Consider the following 15,632-nt stretch of genomic DNA (forward strand, 5'->3'; position numbering starts at 1 on the left):
CCGCATCCCCGCCCGCCCCGCCGGCCGCACCACCCGCGCCGCCCTCCGGCGCGGGTGGGGTCCGCATGCCCGGCTGGCTGCCGCGTGCGATGGTGATGGCCCTGGCGCTCTACGCCTGCTTCCAGCTCGGCAGTTGGGCGTTCTACCAGCTCATCGGGTTGCTGACGAACGTGCTGATCGCGTTCTTCCTCGCGCTCGCCATCGAGCCCGCGGTCGGCCGGATGGCGGGTCGCGGAATGCGCCGCGGGCTGGCCACGTTCCTCGTCTTCCTCGCAGTGATGATCTTCGGCATCGGATTCGTGGTGCTGTTGGGGTCGATGCTCGCGGGCCAGATCGTCGACATGGTCGACGAGTTCCCCAAGTACATCGACTCGGTGATCAACTGGGTCAACCAGACCTTCCGTACCGAACTCTCCCGGGTCGAGGTCCAGGACAGCCTGCTGCACTCCGACTGGCTGCAGAAGTACGTCCAGAACAGCGCCACCGGAGTGCTCGACGTCTCCACCACGGTCCTCGGCGGGTTGTTCCGGCTGTTGACGATCTTCCTCTTCTCCTTCTACTTCGCGGCCGACGGTCCCCGGCTCCGCCGCGCCCTGTGCTCCGTCCTGCCGCCGGCCCGGCAGACCGAGGTGCTGCGCGCCTGGGAGATCGCGGTCGACAAGACCGGCGGATACATCTACTCGCGCGGTCTGATGGCGTTGATCTCCGGCGTCGCGCACTACGTCCTGCTGGTGATTCTCGGGGTGCCCTACGCCCCGGCACTCGCCGTCTGGGTCGGACTCGTCTCGCAGTTCATCCCCACCATCGGCACGTATCTCGCGGGCGCCCTGCCCATGCTGATCGCCTTCACGGTCGACCCCTGGTACGCGCTGTACGTGCTCGGGTTCGTCGTGATCTACCAGCAGTTCGAGAACTACGTGCTCCAGCCCAAGCTGACCGCGAAGACCGTCGACATCCACCCCGCGGTCGCCTTCGGATCGGTCATCGCCGGCACGGCCCTGCTCGGCGCGGTCGGAGCGCTGGTCGCCATTCCCGCCGTCGCCACGCTCCAGGCGTTCCTCGGCGCCTATGTGAAGCGGTACGACGTCACCGACGACCCACGCGTGCACGGGGGCAGCAGCCGCGCGCCCGGGAGGCCGTTGCCGTCCCGGATACGCCGTCTGGTGTGGTCTCGGGGGCAGCGGCCCGGCGGGCCGCCTCAGCGGTAGCCCGTCACATCGGCCGGCAGGCCGGGGTCCTGGACCTCGGTCAGATACCGCCAGGCGTCGGGCCGGCTCCCGTCCGCATCGGTGAAGCCGTACACCTGGGCGAGCTGCCCGCTGGAGAGCGACCTGCCGTTCCAGCGGGCCACCTCGGGGTCGCCGGCGAGGGCGGCCACGGCGCGGCCGACGTACGCGGGGGACTCGGAGATCGCGAAGTGGGGCGTGTGCGCGACGGCGTCCCGCCAGGTGGCCTCGGTCACCCCGTGGGCCTGGAGCATGGCCTCGGACCGGAGCCAGCCCGGGGTGAGCGCCACGGCCGTCGCGTGGTGCGGTGCGAGCTCATGGCCGAGGGTGAAGGCCATCCGGTTCACCGCGGCCTTGGCCAGGTCGTAGAAGAACGAGACGCGGTAGTGGGACGCGTTGTACTCGTCCGTCCCGTCGGTCATCTCGACGACCAGGCCGCCCGGTGTCTCGATCAGCAGCGGCAGCGCGAAGTGACTGGTGATGGCATGGGTGTCGACAGCCAGCCGCAGGGTGTGCAGCCCGGTGTCGAGCGATGACTCCCACACCGGCCTGTCCCACTCGATCTCGGCGCCCCAGATGTCGTTCACCAGAATGTGCAGGGCGCCCTGTTCGCCCGCGATGCGGGCCACCAGCGCCCTGACCCGGTCGGGAACCAGATGATCGACCTGGACGGCGATGCCCCGCCCGCCCGCCGCGTCGACCAGGGCCGCGGTCTCCTCGATCGTTTCGGGCCGGTCCATCTCGGACCGCTCGGACCCGCTCGTACGGCCGGTCACATAGACGGTCGCCCCGGCGGCGCCGAGCTGGACGGCGATGCCTCTCCCGGCCCCGCGGGTCCCTCCGGCGACGAGTGCCACGCGGCCGGCCAGATCGGATCCGGGGGCCTGCCCTCCGTCGGGTGCTCCGGGCCCCGCAATCGCTGCCATATCGATCGAATATAGGGCGATAGGCTCAGGTGTGCAGGTTCGGCTGCGTTCGGTCGGGGGCTTCGGTCAAGGGGCGGCCGTGGGGCCGCGTGGTGCGCTTGACATGAAAATCGAACATCCATTCTGATGGGATTCCGGCCGGGTTTTCCCGGGCCCGGCCGTGAAGTTGTCCACAGGCCGGGAGGACGTCGAGGCCCATTGTCAGTGGCAGGGGTTAGCGTCTGAGACGTGAAGCGATCGACTCAAGCAAATCGGGTGGAACCCATGGCAGGTAATGACCGCGAGAAGGCGCTGGACGCCGCACTCGCACAGATTGAACGGCAATTCGGCAAGGGCGCGGTGATGCGCCTGGGCGAGCGGCCGAACGAGCCCATCGAGGTCATCCCCACGGGATCGACCGCCCTCGACGTCGCCCTCGGCGTCGGTGGTCTGCCGCGCGGCCGTGTGGTGGAGGTGTACGGACCGGAGTCCTCCGGTAAGACGACGCTGACGCTGCACGCGGTGGCGAACGCGCAGAAGCTCGGCGGCTCGGTGGCGTTCATCGACGCCGAGCACGCGCTGGACCCGGAGTACGCGAAGAAGCTCGGCGTCGACATCGACAACCTCATCCTGTCCCAGCCGGACAACGGTGAGCAGGCGCTGGAGATCGTCGACATGCTGGTGCGCTCCGGCGCCCTGGACCTGATTGTCATCGACTCCGTGGCGGCCCTGGTGCCCCGTGCGGAGATCGAGGGCGAGATGGGCGACTCGCACGTGGGTCTCCAGGCGCGTCTGATGAGCCAGGCCCTCCGCAAGATCACCAGTGCGCTCAACCAGTCCAAGACCACCGCGATCTTCATCAACCAGCTCCGCGAGAAGATCGGCGTGATGTTCGGCTCCCCGGAGACCACCACCGGTGGCCGGGCGCTGAAGTTCTACGCCTCGGTGCGCCTCGACATCCGCCGGATCGAGACGCTCAAGGACGGCACCGACGCCGTCGGCAACCGCACCCGCGTCAAGGTCGTCAAGAACAAGGTCGCCCCGCCCTTCAAGCAGGCGGAGTTCGACATCCTCTACGGCCATGGGATCAGCCGCGAGGGCGGTCTGATCGACATGGGCGTGGACCACGGCTTCGTCCGCAAGGCCGGCGCCTGGTACACGTACGAGGGCGATCAGCTCGGCCAGGGCAAGGAGAACGCCCGCAACTTCCTCAAGGACAACCCCGACCTCGCCAACGAGATCGAGAAGAAGATCCTGGAGAAGCTGGGGATCGGTGTCCGTCCGGACGCCGCTACGGGCGAGCCTGCCGCGGACGCCGCTGCGACAGCGGCCGTGGCGCCGGCGGCCGACGGGGCGGCGAAGCCGGCGACCACCGCGGCCGCCAAGGCCAAGCCGGCCAAGACCGCGGCGGCCAAGAGCTAGGCCGTGACACGTCGTACGGAGTGGCCGGGCGGTCCTGCCGAGCCCGGCGGCGACCCCGAATCCGACTACGGGCCCGCCGAGCCGGAGGCGGGTGCCGGGGCGCGGCCCGGGCGCCGCTCACGCGGTGGAGCGGGCGCCGGGAGCGGATTCGGCGAGGGGGCGGGCCGCCGTGCCCGCTCCGGCACCAGAAGCAGCGGCTCCCCTTCCTCGTCGAGGGCCGATATGGGGGAGCCGCGTGACCCGGTCGAGCAGGCGCGCAACATCTGCCTGCGGCTGCTCACCGGGACGCCGAGAACGCGCAAACAGCTCGCGGACGCCCTGCGCAAGCGGGAGATCCCGGATGAGGCGGCCGAGGAAGTGCTCGCGCGCTTCGAGGACGTCGGGCTGATCGACGATGCGGCGTTCGCCGGGGCATGGGTGGAGTCCCGGCACCACGGCCGGGGACTCGCGCGCCGTGCCCTCGTCCGTGAGCTGCGGACGAAGGGCGTGGACTCCACCGTGATCGACGAGGCGGTCGGTCGGCTCGACCCGGATCAGGAGGAGGAGACGGCGCGGGAGCTGGTGGCCCGCAAACTCCGCTCCACGCGGGGCCTGGACCGGGACAAGCGGCTGCGTCGCCTGGCGGGGATGCTCGCACGCAAGGGATACGGGGAAGGCATGGCCCTGCGGGTGGTGCGTCAGGCGCTGGAGGAGGAGGGCGAGGACACGGAAGGCCTGGACGAGCCTTTCTGAATTCGGGGTCCGGAGATATCCGCGGTCAGGCGGCAGGAGCCGGTCAGGGGGTAGCGGCGGCCGGTGGTCACGTTCGGCGGCCGCGTCCGACAGCCAGCGGTTGCGTCCCGGCGGCACGCGTCCGATGGTCAGGGGCCCATGGTCACTGTCCCGCCATGGACGCGCGGCGGATGGTGGCGTCGACGAGGGTCAAGGCGTCCGCCGCGGTGCGGCCGGGATGGCGGTTCCACGGGCCGATCAGTCCGGGCCACCCCTGCGCGCGCAGCTCCGTGATCAGCCAGGCACCCGCCCGGTCCACGGTGTCGAGGGAGCCGTAGCCGAGGCGGTGCGCGGAGATGAGGGCGCCGCAGACGCAGCGTGCGCCACGGGCGTTCCGCAGCCGGTACGGGGTGTTCTGCCAACCCCACTCGGCCAGGATCTGCCGTGCGTAGCCGAGATGGGCCGACGGGCGGAGGTCGCCCTGCCCGACCCGCCGCCAGAGATGGACGCGGTCGGGCAGCATCGCGCCCAGCCTCCCGGGCAGCGGGCGCTCGTGCGGGGGCGCGGCGGGCAGCGTCCGCAGGGTGTCGTCGACGAGCCGGTCCACGGGCACGGACAGCAGGGTCCGCCAGTCGAAGGGCTCGGTGGGCCCGGATTCCGCGGGTTTCGTGGGTGCCAGGAGCCGTGCGGACGCCGGCTCCACCGGAGTGGGCACGGGCTCGGAGGGCTCGGGGACTGTGCGCTCCCAGCCCGTGACGATCTGCTGCCACGCCTGGGTGTCGTGCAGCCGGGAAGCCTGGTCGTCGAGCTGGTCGGGGGTGAGGACAGCCATCGCCATGAATGCATCATCTCCGTACATTTCGGTCCTCTGTGTGAGGCGAATGTCGGTCACGCACGGCGATTGCTCTAGTGGAACGTGGCGTTCGGGTGGGTGACATCCGAACGGATCTGATGCCTGACGCCTGTCATCTGACGCCCGTCATCTGATGCCTGACGCCTGCCACCCGATCTCAGGTGGCAGGCGTCAGATGGCAGTTCCCGGGTGTCAGGTGGAGGTGGCGGCGGAGGTGACCGGAAGGCCCCCGGCGCGCCAGGCCTGGAAGCCGCCGATCAGGTCGGTGGCCCGATGCAGGCCCAGCTGCCGCAGCGAGGCGACCGCGAGGCTGGAGGCGTATCCCTCGTTGCAGATGACGACGATCCGGAGGTCGTGGCCGACCGCCTCGGCGGCGCGGTGGCTGCCACGGGGGTCGAGCCGCCATTCCAGTTCGTTGCGTTCGACGACCAGCGCGCCCGGGATCAGTCCGTCCCGGTCGCGGAGCGCCGCGTACCGGATGTCCACCAGGAGGGCCCCGGCCTCCGCCGCCGCGGCAGCCTCCGGCGGGCCGATCCGGTCGTAGCCTGCCCTGACCCGCTCCAGCAGTTCGTCGATGCCCACGGGCGTCGGGGCGTCTTGCACGGCCTCGCCCCGGTTCGTGTTCAGGTCCTCGCTCACTGCCAGTCCTCCGGGCTCTCGGTCTGCTCCAGGCGGAGCACCGCACCGCTGCGGCTGAACCGGCGGATCCGCGGCAGGGGCGGGTAGTAGGCGTGGACCGAGACCGCGTGGGCGACCTCGGACTCGTTGAGGACCTCATGGACGTGGTTCTGCCCGAAGGCCCTGCCCTGACCGGTCGCCAGATTCCTCGACCGGTCCACCCCGTCCGTCAGCTCCAGCGTCTTCCAGCCGTCGGTGGGCAGCCGCACGGCCAGCGAGTGCTCCTGGAGAGCGCCGGCCACGGTGGTGAACGCGCCGAACGAGTCGGCGTGATCGTGCCAGCCCGTGCCGGTGCCCGGCGGCCAGCCGATCAGCCACGCTTCGCTGCCTCCCGGTCCGTCGAGCCGGATCCAGGTGCGGCCCTCCGGATCGAGGGGGAGCGAGGCGATGAGCGCCTCGTCCCGAGCGGCGCCGCGGACGAAGTCCATCAGCTCCGCGACCGTCGGTGCGGCGGAAGAGGTCGTGGAGCCCCCGGTCCCGGGGGCGGAGGGGGAAGGGGAAGGAACAGCGGCAGCCGTGGGCACGGCGGAGCTAGGGGAAGACACGAGGACCGTCCTGGGAGTTCGCGCGGGGTTCCGGCCGTGCGGAAAGCGGCACGCACCGGCAGAGGGAGGCGAGTCAGCAGGACGGGCGACACACGCAGCCCGCGTAACGGACGAGGTCCATATGGACCCTCCGCCACAGGCGCACATCGGTGTCGGTCATGATCTGGAGTACACCACGCGCGCCCGTGACGGTCAATGGATCAATGGAGACCTGCGGTCCCATCGGCGTGGACCCGTGCCCGGGCCCCCTGTTCGCGCCCCGTGTCCTGTACGTCCCCGCCGTCGCCCGGTTCCACGGGCTCCCGCGCTTCGTGGGGCGTACCGCCCAGAGCGGCCCGTGCCGCGGTGAGCAGCTCCGCGGGCTGTACGCCGCCGAAGGCTGCCACCAGGTGCCCGTCCGGCCTCACCAGCAGGACCGTGTGCGCCGAAGCCCCCGGATAGCTCTCGGTGACCAGCAGCTCCGTCGACCCGGGGAGCGCCGCCACGGCGTCCGTGAGGCGGGGCATGACGCCCGCGGTCTGCCAGTGCCGCCGGTCCCAGACTCCGGTCCCCGGCGCGACCAGGACCACCAGCGGGTGGCCCTGCCCGAGCCGCTCCCGCAGCCGCGCCGTCGTCCCGTCCGGCGCGGTCACCGTCACATCGGCAACCGGCGCACCGGGGGGCGTACCGACGACGGCGTGCGCCTCCGTGTGCGGTGGTGCAAGGGGGGAGTGCGAGTACGAAGGGGGCGCACCCAGGGCGCCACAGCCCAGATGACCGTCGGAGAGCAGGGTGTCGTGACCACGTGCGGCGCCCGGGACCAGGGTCCGCAGGCCGCCTCCGCCGCGCAGTATCGGCAGCGACTGGTCGGCGGCGCGCAGCCGTGCGGCCACCGCCGCCCGGCGCTCCGCCTGATAACTGTCGAGGAGGTGCTCGGCCGGGCCGTGGTGCCAGGCGTGGGCCAGCTTCCAGGCCAGGTTCTCGGCGTCCCGGATCCCCTCGTCCAGTCCCTGCGTGCCCACGGCGCCCAGCAGGTGGGCAGCGTCCCCCGCCAGGAAGGCACGCTGCTTGCGCCAGCGCCGGGCGAGCCGGTGGTGGAGCGTGTGGACGCCGGTGTCCAGCAGTTCGTACGCCGGGGTCTCGCCGCACCAGCCGGCCAGGGTGTCCCGGATACGGGTGATCAGGGCTTCGGGAGTGACCAGTTCGCCACGCGGCGGCAGCAGCCAGTCCAGCCGCCAGACGCCGTCCGGCAGCGGCCGGGCGGAGACCTCGGCGCCCCCGGTCCGCCAGGGAGGCTGCCGGTGCAGGACGGCCTCGTCCGGCCAGGGCAGCTCGGCCCGGAGCGCGGCGACGGCATGCCGCTCCACCGCCGTACGACCGGGGAACCGGATGTCCAGCAGCTTGCGCACGGTCGACCGGGCGCCGTCGCAGCCGACCAGATAACTCCCGCGCCACCAGGTCGAGCCCGGCTCCCTCGTGTGCACCGTAATGCCGTCGGGGTCCTGCTCCAGCGTGTCGATCCGGCTCACCGGCACACGCTGGACCAGCGGCGCCTTGTCCGCCGCCGCACGCAGCGCGGCGCTCAGCGCATGCTGCGGAACATGGAGCGGCGCGGGAAGGAGTCCGGTGAGCGGGGCCTCGTCCTCGTCGCCGCCCCCGTTCAGCGGCACGTTCCGGACCAGCTGCTTCCGGCGCATCGAACGCCACCCGGCCCAGCGCAGCCCGACCCGGTCCAGCTCCCGGCAGCCGAGGCGGCCGACCAGGTCGGCGGTGTCCTCGCGGAGCACGACCGTGCGGGCGGGACGCGGCTCCTCCGTGCCGGATCCCTCGTCGAGAACGACCGAGTGGACACCCTGGGCGGCGAGGGCCAGCGACAGCGTCAGGCCGACGGGCCCGGCGCCGACGACGATCACCGGGTCCACGGCTCGTACCCTCCGGCCCGTACGGTCATGCGGAACGTGGCATAGGAAGCCGGGTGCGTGATCACAGAACGTATGCAACCCACTGGTGGTGCTTGCGTCAAGTGACCGAGGCAGCGACGCGTGCGCCGCTGCCTCGAATGCTCCTGCTCGCCACGGCCGGGAAGGGCCCGGGACGGTCAGCCCTTCGTCACTCCGGCCCCACCGGCCCCGTCGGCCGTCGGGCCTGCGCCCCCTGCGCCCCCCACGGCCTCCACCGCGGGGATGCCGGCGGCCGGGGCTCCGGGCGCCACCTTGATGCCGGTCTTGGCGCGGCGGCCGCGCTTCTCGATCCACGTCGCCAGCGCCGAGAGCAGCAGGCACATCGCGATGTAGAGCGTGCCGATGACGACGATCGTCGAGACGTACGGGTACTGGCCGTTCACCTGCGTGTTGGAGGCGATCAGCCGCGCGGTCTGGAGCAGCTCGGGGTACAGGATGATGAAGCCGAGCGAGGTGTCCTTGAGGGTCACCACGAGCTGGCCGATGATCGTCGGCAGCATCGACCGGACGGCCTGCGGCATCAGCACGCTGACCATGACCTGCGTCTTGCTCATGCCGAGCGCGTACGCGGCCTCGCTCTGCCCCTTGGGCACCGAGTTGATGCCGGCCCGCAGCACCTCGGCCTGGACGCAGCCGTTGTAGACGGAAAGGCCCGCGGCCAGCGCCCACATCGAGTAGTCGGTGAGGAAGCCGACCCAGATGGCGTAGATGGTGATCAGCAGCGGGAGCGAGCGGAACAGCTCGATGAAGGTGGTCGCCGCCCAGCGGACCGGTTTGTGGTCGGAGAGCCGGCCCACCACCAGGACCACGCCGAGGACCAGCGAGCCGACCGCGGCGAGACCGAACGCCTTGAGCGTGGCGATCAGGGCGTCGGCGATGTTCTGCCGGATGCCCGTGTAGTTGAAGATGTCCCACATCGCGGGGGCGAGGTGCCCCTTGTCGGCGAGCCGCATGATGCTGATCGCGATCAGCGCCGCGATGGCGAGGCTGCCGACGACCGCGTAGATCCGGTTGCGGACGACGGCCTTGGGACCCGGGGCGTCGTAGAGAACGCTGGCGCTCATCGGGCGACCTCCATGCGACGCTCCAGCAGCCGGAAGAGGCCGCTGATGGTAAACGTGACGATCAGGTAGCCGATGGCCACCCAGATGAAGACGGGGACGATGTCGTAGCCCTTGTCGCTCATCAGCTTCTGCCAGCCGAACAGCTCGGCGACGCTGAAGGCGCCGGCGATCGCGGAGTTCTTCGTCAGCGCGATGAAGATGCTGCTCAGCGGCGGGATCACGGTCCGCGTCGCCTGCGGGAGCACCACGATCTGCAACGTCTGGGCGAACGTCATACCGATGGAGCGCGCGGCCTCGGCCTGTCCCAGCGGCACGGTGTTGATGCCGGAGCGGACCGCCTCGCACACGAACGAGGAGGTGTAGAAGCCGAGCGCCAGCGAGCCGAGCACGAACGGGCTCATCCCCGGGAAGAGGATCTCGGGCACGACGAAGAAGAAGATCAGGAAGAGCAGCGTCAGCGGGGTGTTGCGCATCAGCGTCACCCAGGCGGTGCCGAAGTACCGCAGCGGCGGCACCGGCGAGACCCGGAATCCGGCGATGAGCACACCGAGGACCAGGGCGATAACCGAGCTGACGGCGGTGATCGACACGGTTCCTATGAAGCCGTCGCGGAACTCTGGAAAATTGTCGAGCAGTACGTTCATGAGGTCTCCGCGTCGGCGGTCAGCGGCATCAGGGCAGGGGAAGGGGCGCCCCGTACGCCCGCGGCCCCCGGGAAGAGCGGGGCAGCGGTGGCGTACGGGACGCCTGGGTCACTCGCGGGGCGTCGTGACGGATGACGGGGTGCCGGCCGCCGGACGGCGGGCCGGAGCCCGCGGTCCGAGAGCCGACGGCGTCAGTAGCGCTCGATGGCCGGCGGCTCGACGTAGTCCGAACCGGACAGCCCCAGCGTGGCCTCGTAGATCTTCTTGTACGTGCCGTCCTTGACGCGCTCCTCCAGCGACTTGCTGATGGCCTCGCGGAGCACCTTGTCGTCCTTGTTCAGGCCGACGCCGTAGGGCTCGTCGGTGAACGGGTCGCCGACGACCTTGAGCTTGCCGGAGTTGGCGGCCGCGTAGCCCTTGAGGATCGAGTCGTCCGTGGTGACGGCGTCGACCTGCTTGGTCAGCAGCTGCTGCACGCAGTCGGAGTACTTGGCCAGCTCGACGACGCTCGCGCCGTACTCCGGCTTCTTGATCTCCTGGAGCGGCGTGGAGCCGACGATCGAGCAGACCTTCTTGCCCTTCACCGTGTCCTTGCCGGTGATCGACTTCTCGTCCTCGCGCACCAGGAGGTCCGCGCCGGCCTTGTAGTACGGCCCGGCGAAGCCGACCTGCTTCTTGCGCTCGTCGTTGATCGTGTACGTGCCGACGTAGTAGTCGACCTGGCCCTTGGAGATGGCCGTCTCACGGACGCCGGAGTCGACGGTCTTCCACTCGATCTGCTTGTCGGAGAAGCCGAGGTCGGCCGCGACCATCTTGGCGATCTCGATGTCGAAGCCCGAGCGCTCCTTCGTCGACTGGTCCTCGAAGCCGAGGTACGGCTGGTCGGCCTTCGCGCCGATGATGAGCTTGCCGCGCTCCTTGGCCTTCTTGAAGACCGGGGAGTCCAGGGTGACGTCCTTGGCCGCGGTGTACGTGGGCAGAGCGGGGGCCTCGGAGGAACCGGGCTTCGTGCCGCCCGGTTTGTCACCGGCGGAGCCCTCCTTGCCGCCGCAGGCGGTCGCGGTCAGGGCGAGGACGGCGATGGCCGCGACGGCGGCGGACTGACGGAGCTTCATGTGAACAATCCTTTGGGTCGTGGGTCGTTGTCGTCAGTGGTGAAGGATCTTCGACAGGAAGTCCTTGGCCCGGTCGCTGCGCGGGTTGCTGAAGAACTGGTCGGGGGTCGCCTCTTCGACGATCTTCCCGTCGGCCATGAACACGACGCGGTTGGCGGCGGAACGGGCGAAGCCCATCTCGTGGGTGACGACGATCATCGTCATCCCGTCCCGGGCCAGCTGCTGCATGACCTCCAGGACCTCGTTGATCATCTCCGGGTCGAGCGCCGACGTGGGCTCGTCGAAGAGCATGACCTTCGGGTCCATCGCCAACGCCCGTGCGATCGCGACGCGTTGCTGCTGGCCACCGGAGAGCTGCGCCGGGTACTTGTCGGCCTGTACGCCGACGCCCACCCGGTCGAGCAGGGTCCGGGCCTTCTCCTCCGCCGCCTTCTTGTCGGCCTTGCGGACCTTGACCTGGCCCAGCATGACGTTCTCCAGCACCGTCTTGTGTGCGAAGAGATTGAACGACTGGAAGACCATGCCCACGTCGGCACGCAGCCTGGCCAGCTCCTTGCCCTCCTGGGGCAGGGGCTTGCCGTCGATCGAGATCGCTCCCGAATCGACCGTCTCCAAGCGGTTGATCGTGCGGCACAGCGTGGACTTGCCGGACCCTGAAGGTCCGATGACGACCACGACCTCGCCACGGGCGATGGTCAGGTCGATGTCCTGGAGCACATGCAGCGCGCCGAAGTGCTTGTTGACGTTGCTCAGTACGACCAGGTCGTTCGCCGCGGGCGCGGCATCCTCGGCGTCCTTGGTCACTGAAACTCCGCTCATCGGCTTCTTGCTCCGTCCTCCTCGGTTGAACAAGGACAGTAATGACGCAGTGCTACCAACGTCATTACATCTGAGCGGAAATTGAGCATAACGATCCGGCGGCAACCGGACACTCCGCGTGAACAGGACGTCACGCGCCGCCCCGGGGGCGTACCGGGTGCATAACGGAAACCCTGCTGTAACCGGGAGGCTCTTGACTGGTGTGCCGTTCATCGGCGTGGATGCCTTGAACGGGGAAGACGTGAAACACCGCAGAACGGGAAGTCTCATCGGGGCTCTCGGGGGATCTCGCGGATGAAGCGCGGGTTAATGTCGGGCCCTACGCGGTGACGCCGTGCAACGGTGATGCCGACGGGACGACGAAGCGAACGAGCCCCAGGAGCCGCACGGCCCCGGGGAAGCACGGAGACCCGAGGAGCCGCACGGCCCCGGGAGACACGGAGAGGAGGGCCATGAGACTGCTGCTCGTCGAGGACGACGACCATGTCGCGGCGGCCCTGTCGGCCGTGCTCGCCCGGCACGGATTCCAGGTCGTGCACGCCCGTAGCGGCGAGGAGGCCCTGCGCGCCCTGCTGCCCGCCGAGAAGGAGCCCTTCGGGGTGATCCTCCTCGACCTCGGCCTGCCCGACCAGGACGGCTACGAGGTGTGCGGGAAGATCCGCAAACGCACGGCGACCCCCGTGATCATGGTCACCGCCCGCGCCGATGTGCGCTCACGCATCCACGGGCTCAACCTCGGCGCCGACGACTACGTCACCAAGCCGTACGACACCGGCGAGCTGCTCGCCCGTATCCACGCGGTCGCCCGGCGCACCACCAGCGGCGAGGACACCGCGCCGACCCCCGTCGCCGCCCTGCGCCTCGGTCCGGTCGCCATCGAGCTGCCGACCCGCCGGGTCAGCGTCGACGGCGCGGAGGTCCAGCTCACCCGCAAGGAGTTCGACCTGCTGGCCCTTCTCGCCCAGCGCCCCGGCGTCGTCTTCCGCCGTGAGCAGATCATCAGCGAGGTCTGGCGCACCAGCTGGGAGGGGACCGGACGCACCCTGGAGGTCCACGTCGCCTCCCTGCGCTCCAAGCTGCGGCTGCCCGCCCTGATCGAGACCGTGCGGGGCGTCGGCTACCGGCTCGTCGCGCCGTCCGCGTAACCGGCGGGTACGTCTCCCGGTGCGCTCCCGTCTGCTCCCGCTGCTCATCGTCCTGATGGCCGCCGTCCTGCTCACCCTCGGCTTCCCGCTCGCGATCAGCGTGGCCGCCGCCGAGCAGCAGCGGCTGGTGATCGACCGGATCGACGACACCGCACGGTTCGCCGCACTGGCGCAGTCCATCACCGACACCTCCCCGGACAGCGAGGAGCGGCGCCGTACCCTCCAGACCGACCTGGAGCTCTACGCCTCGGTGTACGACATCCGCGCCGGCGTCTTCTTCCGGGACGACCGGGCCCTGGCCAAGGCCCCCGGCTACTGGTCCCTGCCCGTCGAGGGGGAGGGGCGCACGGCCTTCAACGAGGCGCTGCTGGGCCGCCGCTCGCACGACCCCCCGCAGGTCTGGCCCTGGCGCGACGGCCGTGTCGTCGTCGCGTCGCCCGTCGTGCGCGACGGCGATGTGGTCGCCGTGGTCGTCCTCGACTCGCCCACCGGCGAGATGCGGTCCCGGATCCTGCGGACGTGGCTGTTCATCGGCCTCGGCGAGGCGCTGGCGCTGCTGGTGGCGGTCGGCGCGGCGGTACGGCTCACCGGCTGGGTCCTGCTGCCCGTACGGACCCTGGACGCGGCCACCCACGACATCGCCGGCGGCCGTATGCGCTCCCGGGTCGCCGCCTCCGCCGGGCCGCCGGAACTCAGACGCCTGGCCCGTTCCTTCAACGAGATGGCGGACAACGTCGAGGACGTGCTGGAGCAGCAGCGCGCCTTCGTCGCCGACGCCTCGCATCAGCTGCGCAACCCGCTCGCCGCCCTGCTGCTGCGCATCGAGCTGCTCGCCCTGGAGCTGCCCGAGGACAGCGAGGAGATCGCGGCCGTGCGCACCGAGGGAAAGCGGCTTGCCCGGGTCCTCGACGACCTCCTGGACCTCGCGCTGGCCGAGCACGCAGAGGCGGACCTCCAGCTGATCGACATCGTCCCGCTCGCCGCCGAGCGGGTCGCCTCCTGGCGCCCGATGGCGGAGCGGGAGGGCGTGCACCTCACCCTGGACGGGGCCCCGGCGGCCACCGCCTGGGCCGACCCCGTCGCGCTCTCCAGCGCCCTGGACGCGGTCGTCGACAACGCCCTGAAGTTCACCCCCGCCGGAGAGGACGTCACCGTCACCGTGGCCGCCGGAGCCGTCGTGACGACCGTCGTGGTCGCCGACCGGGGTCCCGGCCTCACCGAAGCGGAGCTGGAGCGCGTCGGGGACCGCTTCTGGCGCAGCACCCGCCACCAGAACGTCAGTGGATCGGGCCTGGGGCTCTCCATCTCCCGGGTGCTGCTCGCGGCGGGCGGCGGTTCGATCGCGTACGAGCACCACGAACCGCACGGCCTGCGGGTGACCGTCTCGGTCCCCCGCGACCTGCCGGGGAGCTGAAGGGGAGCCGCGAGGGAGGGGCCGTCGGGCTTCAGGAGCGGCGGGGCCTCACGGCTTTACCGAGCGGTAGTAGGCCTTGGCCCCGTCGTGCACGGTCAGCGGATCCGTGTAGATCGCCGTCCGCAGATCCACCAACTGCGCCGCGTGGACCTCGCGTCCGATCCGGTCCCGGCTGTTGATCACCGTCCGGGTGAAGGCCTCGGTCGTGGCCGCGTCCGTACGGTCGGTCGTGACGAGCAGGTTGGCGACGGCGACCGTGGGCACCGCCTGACCCTGCTGGGCCTGCGGATACACGTCGGCGGGCATCATGGCGGACCGGTAGAAGCGGGTGGGACCGGTCGCCGCCTGGAGCTTCGCGACCAGCTCGGCCTCCAGCGGCACCAGCCGGATGTCGAAGCGCTGCGACAGCTCCTGCACGGCGGCGGTCGGCAGCCCGCCCGACCAGAAGAAGGCGTCGAGGTCGCCCTGGGACAGCCGTACGGGCATGGTGTCGATGCCCACCGGCACGGGCGTGACGTCGTCGGCCGGATCGAGCCCCGCCGCCGCCAGCAGCCGGTCCGCGACCAGCCGCACCCCGGAACCCTCCTGGCCGACTCCCACCCGCTTGCCCCGCAGGTCGGAGACCGTCCGGACGTCGGAGTCGCGGGGGACGACCAGCTGGACGTAGTCGTCGTACAGCCGGACACAGCCGCGCAGTCGCTGCGCCCCCGGCCTGCCGTCGCGCAGATAGGTGGCCACCGCGTCGGCGGTGGCGATGGTGAAGTCCGCCTCGCCCGTCGCCACCCGGGCGAGGTTCTGCTGCGACCCCTCACTGGTCCGCAGCCGTATGGACACCTCCGGCATGTCCTTGGCGAGCACACCCTCCAGCCGTTCCCCGTAACGCTGGTAGACACCGCTGGGCACTCCGGTGGAGAAGGTGAGCGTCCCGCTCGGGTCCCCCTCGTCCCCCTGGGGCTGCAGCCACCACGCGAGCAGTCCGAGCACGACCGCGAGGACGGCGCCCGTCTGCAGGGTGCGCCGGCGGCCGAATCGGGACAGAGCGTGGAACATGCGCGCGATCCTGCCAGTTCGACCGCCTCCCTGACCAGGCTTCCCCGTGAGGCCCGCCCCTGTGGGCCGGGCCTCACGGGGGAGCCCGGTCAGGGGGGCGG

At 70.7% G+C, this 15,632-nt stretch carries 16 protein-coding genes; 5 read left to right on the forward strand and 11 right to left on the reverse strand.

Translation table 11 applies throughout. From position 1 onward, the window contains the following. The first annotated feature begins 65 nt into the window (after positions 1-65). Entirely contained in the window at positions 66-1,208 is a 1,143-nt protein-coding gene (locus tag HET64_RS25060; protein WP_215109229.1) for an AI-2E family transporter, read from the forward strand. On the opposite strand, the gene HET64_RS25065 is transcribed toward HET64_RS25060, so the two are convergent. Further along, positions 1,199-2,083: an SDR family oxidoreductase gene (locus HET64_RS25065; protein WP_215109230.1), complete on the reverse strand. Its 885-nt coding sequence runs from the start codon at positions 2,081-2,083 to the stop codon at positions 1,199-1,201. The genes HET64_RS25060 and HET64_RS25065 overlap by 10 nt on opposite strands. Positions 2,084-2,416: 333 nt before the next feature. On the opposite strand from HET64_RS25065, the gene recA reads away from it, so the two are divergent. Then, positions 2,417-3,553 (forward strand): recombinase RecA, encoded by a 1,137-nt coding sequence (gene recA / locus HET64_RS25070; RefSeq protein WP_215109206.1) that lies wholly within the window; start codon positions 2,417-2,419, stop codon positions 3,551-3,553. Positions 3,554-3,556: 3 nt separating this feature from the next. Beyond that, on the forward strand, positions 3,557-4,285 hold the full coding sequence (gene recX, locus HET64_RS25075) for a recombination regulator RecX (RefSeq protein ID WP_215109209.1): 729 nt from the start codon (positions 3,557-3,559) through the stop codon (positions 4,283-4,285). 142 nt (positions 4,286-4,427) lie between these two features. Here recX and HET64_RS25080 read toward each other — a convergent pair whose 3' ends face one another. From HET64_RS25080 to HET64_RS25115, 9 genes are all read right to left on the reverse strand, one after another. After that, positions 4,428-5,102 carry a hypothetical protein gene (locus HET64_RS25080; protein ID WP_215109212.1) on the reverse strand — a complete coding sequence of 225 codons (675 nt, stop codon included), beginning with the start codon at positions 5,100-5,102 and terminating at the stop codon, positions 4,428-4,430. A 207-nt stretch (positions 5,103-5,309) separates the two neighbouring features. Beyond that, entirely contained in the window at positions 5,310-5,756 is a 447-nt protein-coding gene (locus tag HET64_RS25085) for a rhodanese-like domain-containing protein (RefSeq protein WP_215109214.1), read from the reverse strand. Then, positions 5,753-6,340 (reverse strand): cysteine dioxygenase, encoded by a 588-nt coding sequence (locus HET64_RS25090; protein ID WP_215109216.1) that lies wholly within the window; start codon positions 6,338-6,340, stop codon positions 5,753-5,755. Before HET64_RS25090 ends, HET64_RS25085 begins: the two co-directional genes overlap by 4 nt. 73 nt (positions 6,341-6,413) lie before the next feature. After that, on the reverse strand, positions 6,414-6,563 hold the full coding sequence (locus HET64_RS40110; protein WP_374105573.1) for a putative leader peptide: 150 nt from the start codon (positions 6,561-6,563) through the stop codon (positions 6,414-6,416). Further along, positions 6,541-8,241: an FAD-dependent monooxygenase gene (locus HET64_RS25095; RefSeq protein WP_215109219.1), complete on the reverse strand. Its 1,701-nt coding sequence runs from the start codon at positions 8,239-8,241 to the stop codon at positions 6,541-6,543. The genes HET64_RS40110 and HET64_RS25095 overlap by 23 nt, the downstream gene beginning before the upstream one ends. Before the next feature lie 176 nt (positions 8,242-8,417). Next, positions 8,418-9,344: an amino acid ABC transporter permease gene (locus HET64_RS25100; protein WP_215109222.1), complete on the reverse strand. Its 927-nt coding sequence runs from the start codon at positions 9,342-9,344 to the stop codon at positions 8,418-8,420. Next, positions 9,341-9,988, reverse strand: a complete 648-nt coding sequence (locus tag HET64_RS25105; RefSeq protein WP_007458744.1) for an amino acid ABC transporter permease — start codon at positions 9,986-9,988, stop codon at positions 9,341-9,343. The genes HET64_RS25100 and HET64_RS25105 overlap by 4 nt, the downstream gene beginning before the upstream one ends. Positions 9,989-10,179: 191 nt before the next feature. Further along, positions 10,180-11,103 carry a glutamate ABC transporter substrate-binding protein gene (locus HET64_RS25110; RefSeq protein ID WP_215109224.1) on the reverse strand — a complete coding sequence of 308 codons (924 nt, stop codon included), beginning with the start codon at positions 11,101-11,103 and terminating at the stop codon, positions 10,180-10,182. Between the two features lie 33 nt (positions 11,104-11,136). Next, the gene (locus tag HET64_RS25115) at positions 11,137-11,922 is read right to left on the reverse strand and encodes an amino acid ABC transporter ATP-binding protein (RefSeq protein ID WP_026291196.1); all 786 of its coding nucleotides are present in this window, start codon (positions 11,920-11,922) and stop codon (positions 11,137-11,139) included. 452 nt (positions 11,923-12,374) lie between these two features. On the opposite strand from HET64_RS25115, the gene HET64_RS25120 reads away from it, so the two are divergent. Beyond that, positions 12,375-13,067, forward strand: a complete 693-nt coding sequence (locus tag HET64_RS25120) for a response regulator transcription factor (protein ID WP_215109226.1) — start codon at positions 12,375-12,377, stop codon at positions 13,065-13,067. A gap of 19 nt (positions 13,068-13,086) precedes the next feature. Beyond that, entirely contained in the window at positions 13,087-14,481 is a 1,395-nt protein-coding gene (locus HET64_RS25125) for a HAMP domain-containing sensor histidine kinase (protein WP_215109227.1), read from the forward strand. A 48-nt stretch (positions 14,482-14,529) separates the two neighbouring features. On the opposite strand, the gene HET64_RS25130 is transcribed toward HET64_RS25125, so the two are convergent. Continuing rightward, positions 14,530-15,531: a TAXI family TRAP transporter solute-binding subunit gene (locus HET64_RS25130; RefSeq protein WP_215109228.1), complete on the reverse strand. Its 1,002-nt coding sequence runs from the start codon at positions 15,529-15,531 to the stop codon at positions 14,530-14,532. Positions 15,532-15,632 lie beyond the last annotated feature (101 nt).

Origin of the sequence: Streptomyces sp. McG3, assembly GCF_018619185.1 — a bacterium.
Lineage (GTDB): Bacteria > Actinomycetota > Actinomycetes > Streptomycetales > Streptomycetaceae > Streptomyces.

Excerpts from the sequence above, each read along its gene's own strand:
- recA (WP_215109206.1), top strand. The coding sequence starts at position 2,417 with ATGGCAGGTAATGACCGCGAGAAGGCGCTGGACGCCGCACTCGCACAG.
- HET64_RS25080 (WP_215109212.1), bottom strand. The coding sequence starts at position 5,102 with ATGGCGATGGCTGTCCTCACCCCCGACCAGCTCGACGACCAGGCTTCC.
- HET64_RS25120 (WP_215109226.1), top strand. The coding sequence starts at position 12,375 with ATGAGACTGCTGCTCGTCGAGGACGACGACCATGTCGCGGCGGCCCTG.
- HET64_RS40110 (WP_374105573.1), bottom strand. The coding sequence starts at position 6,563 with ATGGGACCGCAGGTCTCCATTGATCCATTGACCGTCACGGGCGCGCGT.
- HET64_RS25130 (WP_215109228.1), bottom strand. The coding sequence starts at position 15,531 with ATGTTCCACGCTCTGTCCCGATTCGGCCGCCGGCGCACCCTGCAGACG.
- HET64_RS25100 (WP_215109222.1), bottom strand. The coding sequence starts at position 9,344 with ATGAGCGCCAGCGTTCTCTACGACGCCCCGGGTCCCAAGGCCGTCGTC.
- HET64_RS25115 (WP_026291196.1), bottom strand. The coding sequence starts at position 11,922 with ATGAGCGGAGTTTCAGTGACCAAGGACGCCGAGGATGCCGCGCCCGCG.
- HET64_RS25060 (WP_215109229.1), top strand. The coding sequence starts at position 66 with ATGCCCGGCTGGCTGCCGCGTGCGATGGTGATGGCCCTGGCGCTCTAC.
- HET64_RS25105 (WP_007458744.1), bottom strand. The coding sequence starts at position 9,988 with ATGAACGTACTGCTCGACAATTTTCCAGAGTTCCGCGACGGCTTCATA.
- HET64_RS25110 (WP_215109224.1), bottom strand. The coding sequence starts at position 11,103 with ATGAAGCTCCGTCAGTCCGCCGCCGTCGCGGCCATCGCCGTCCTCGCC.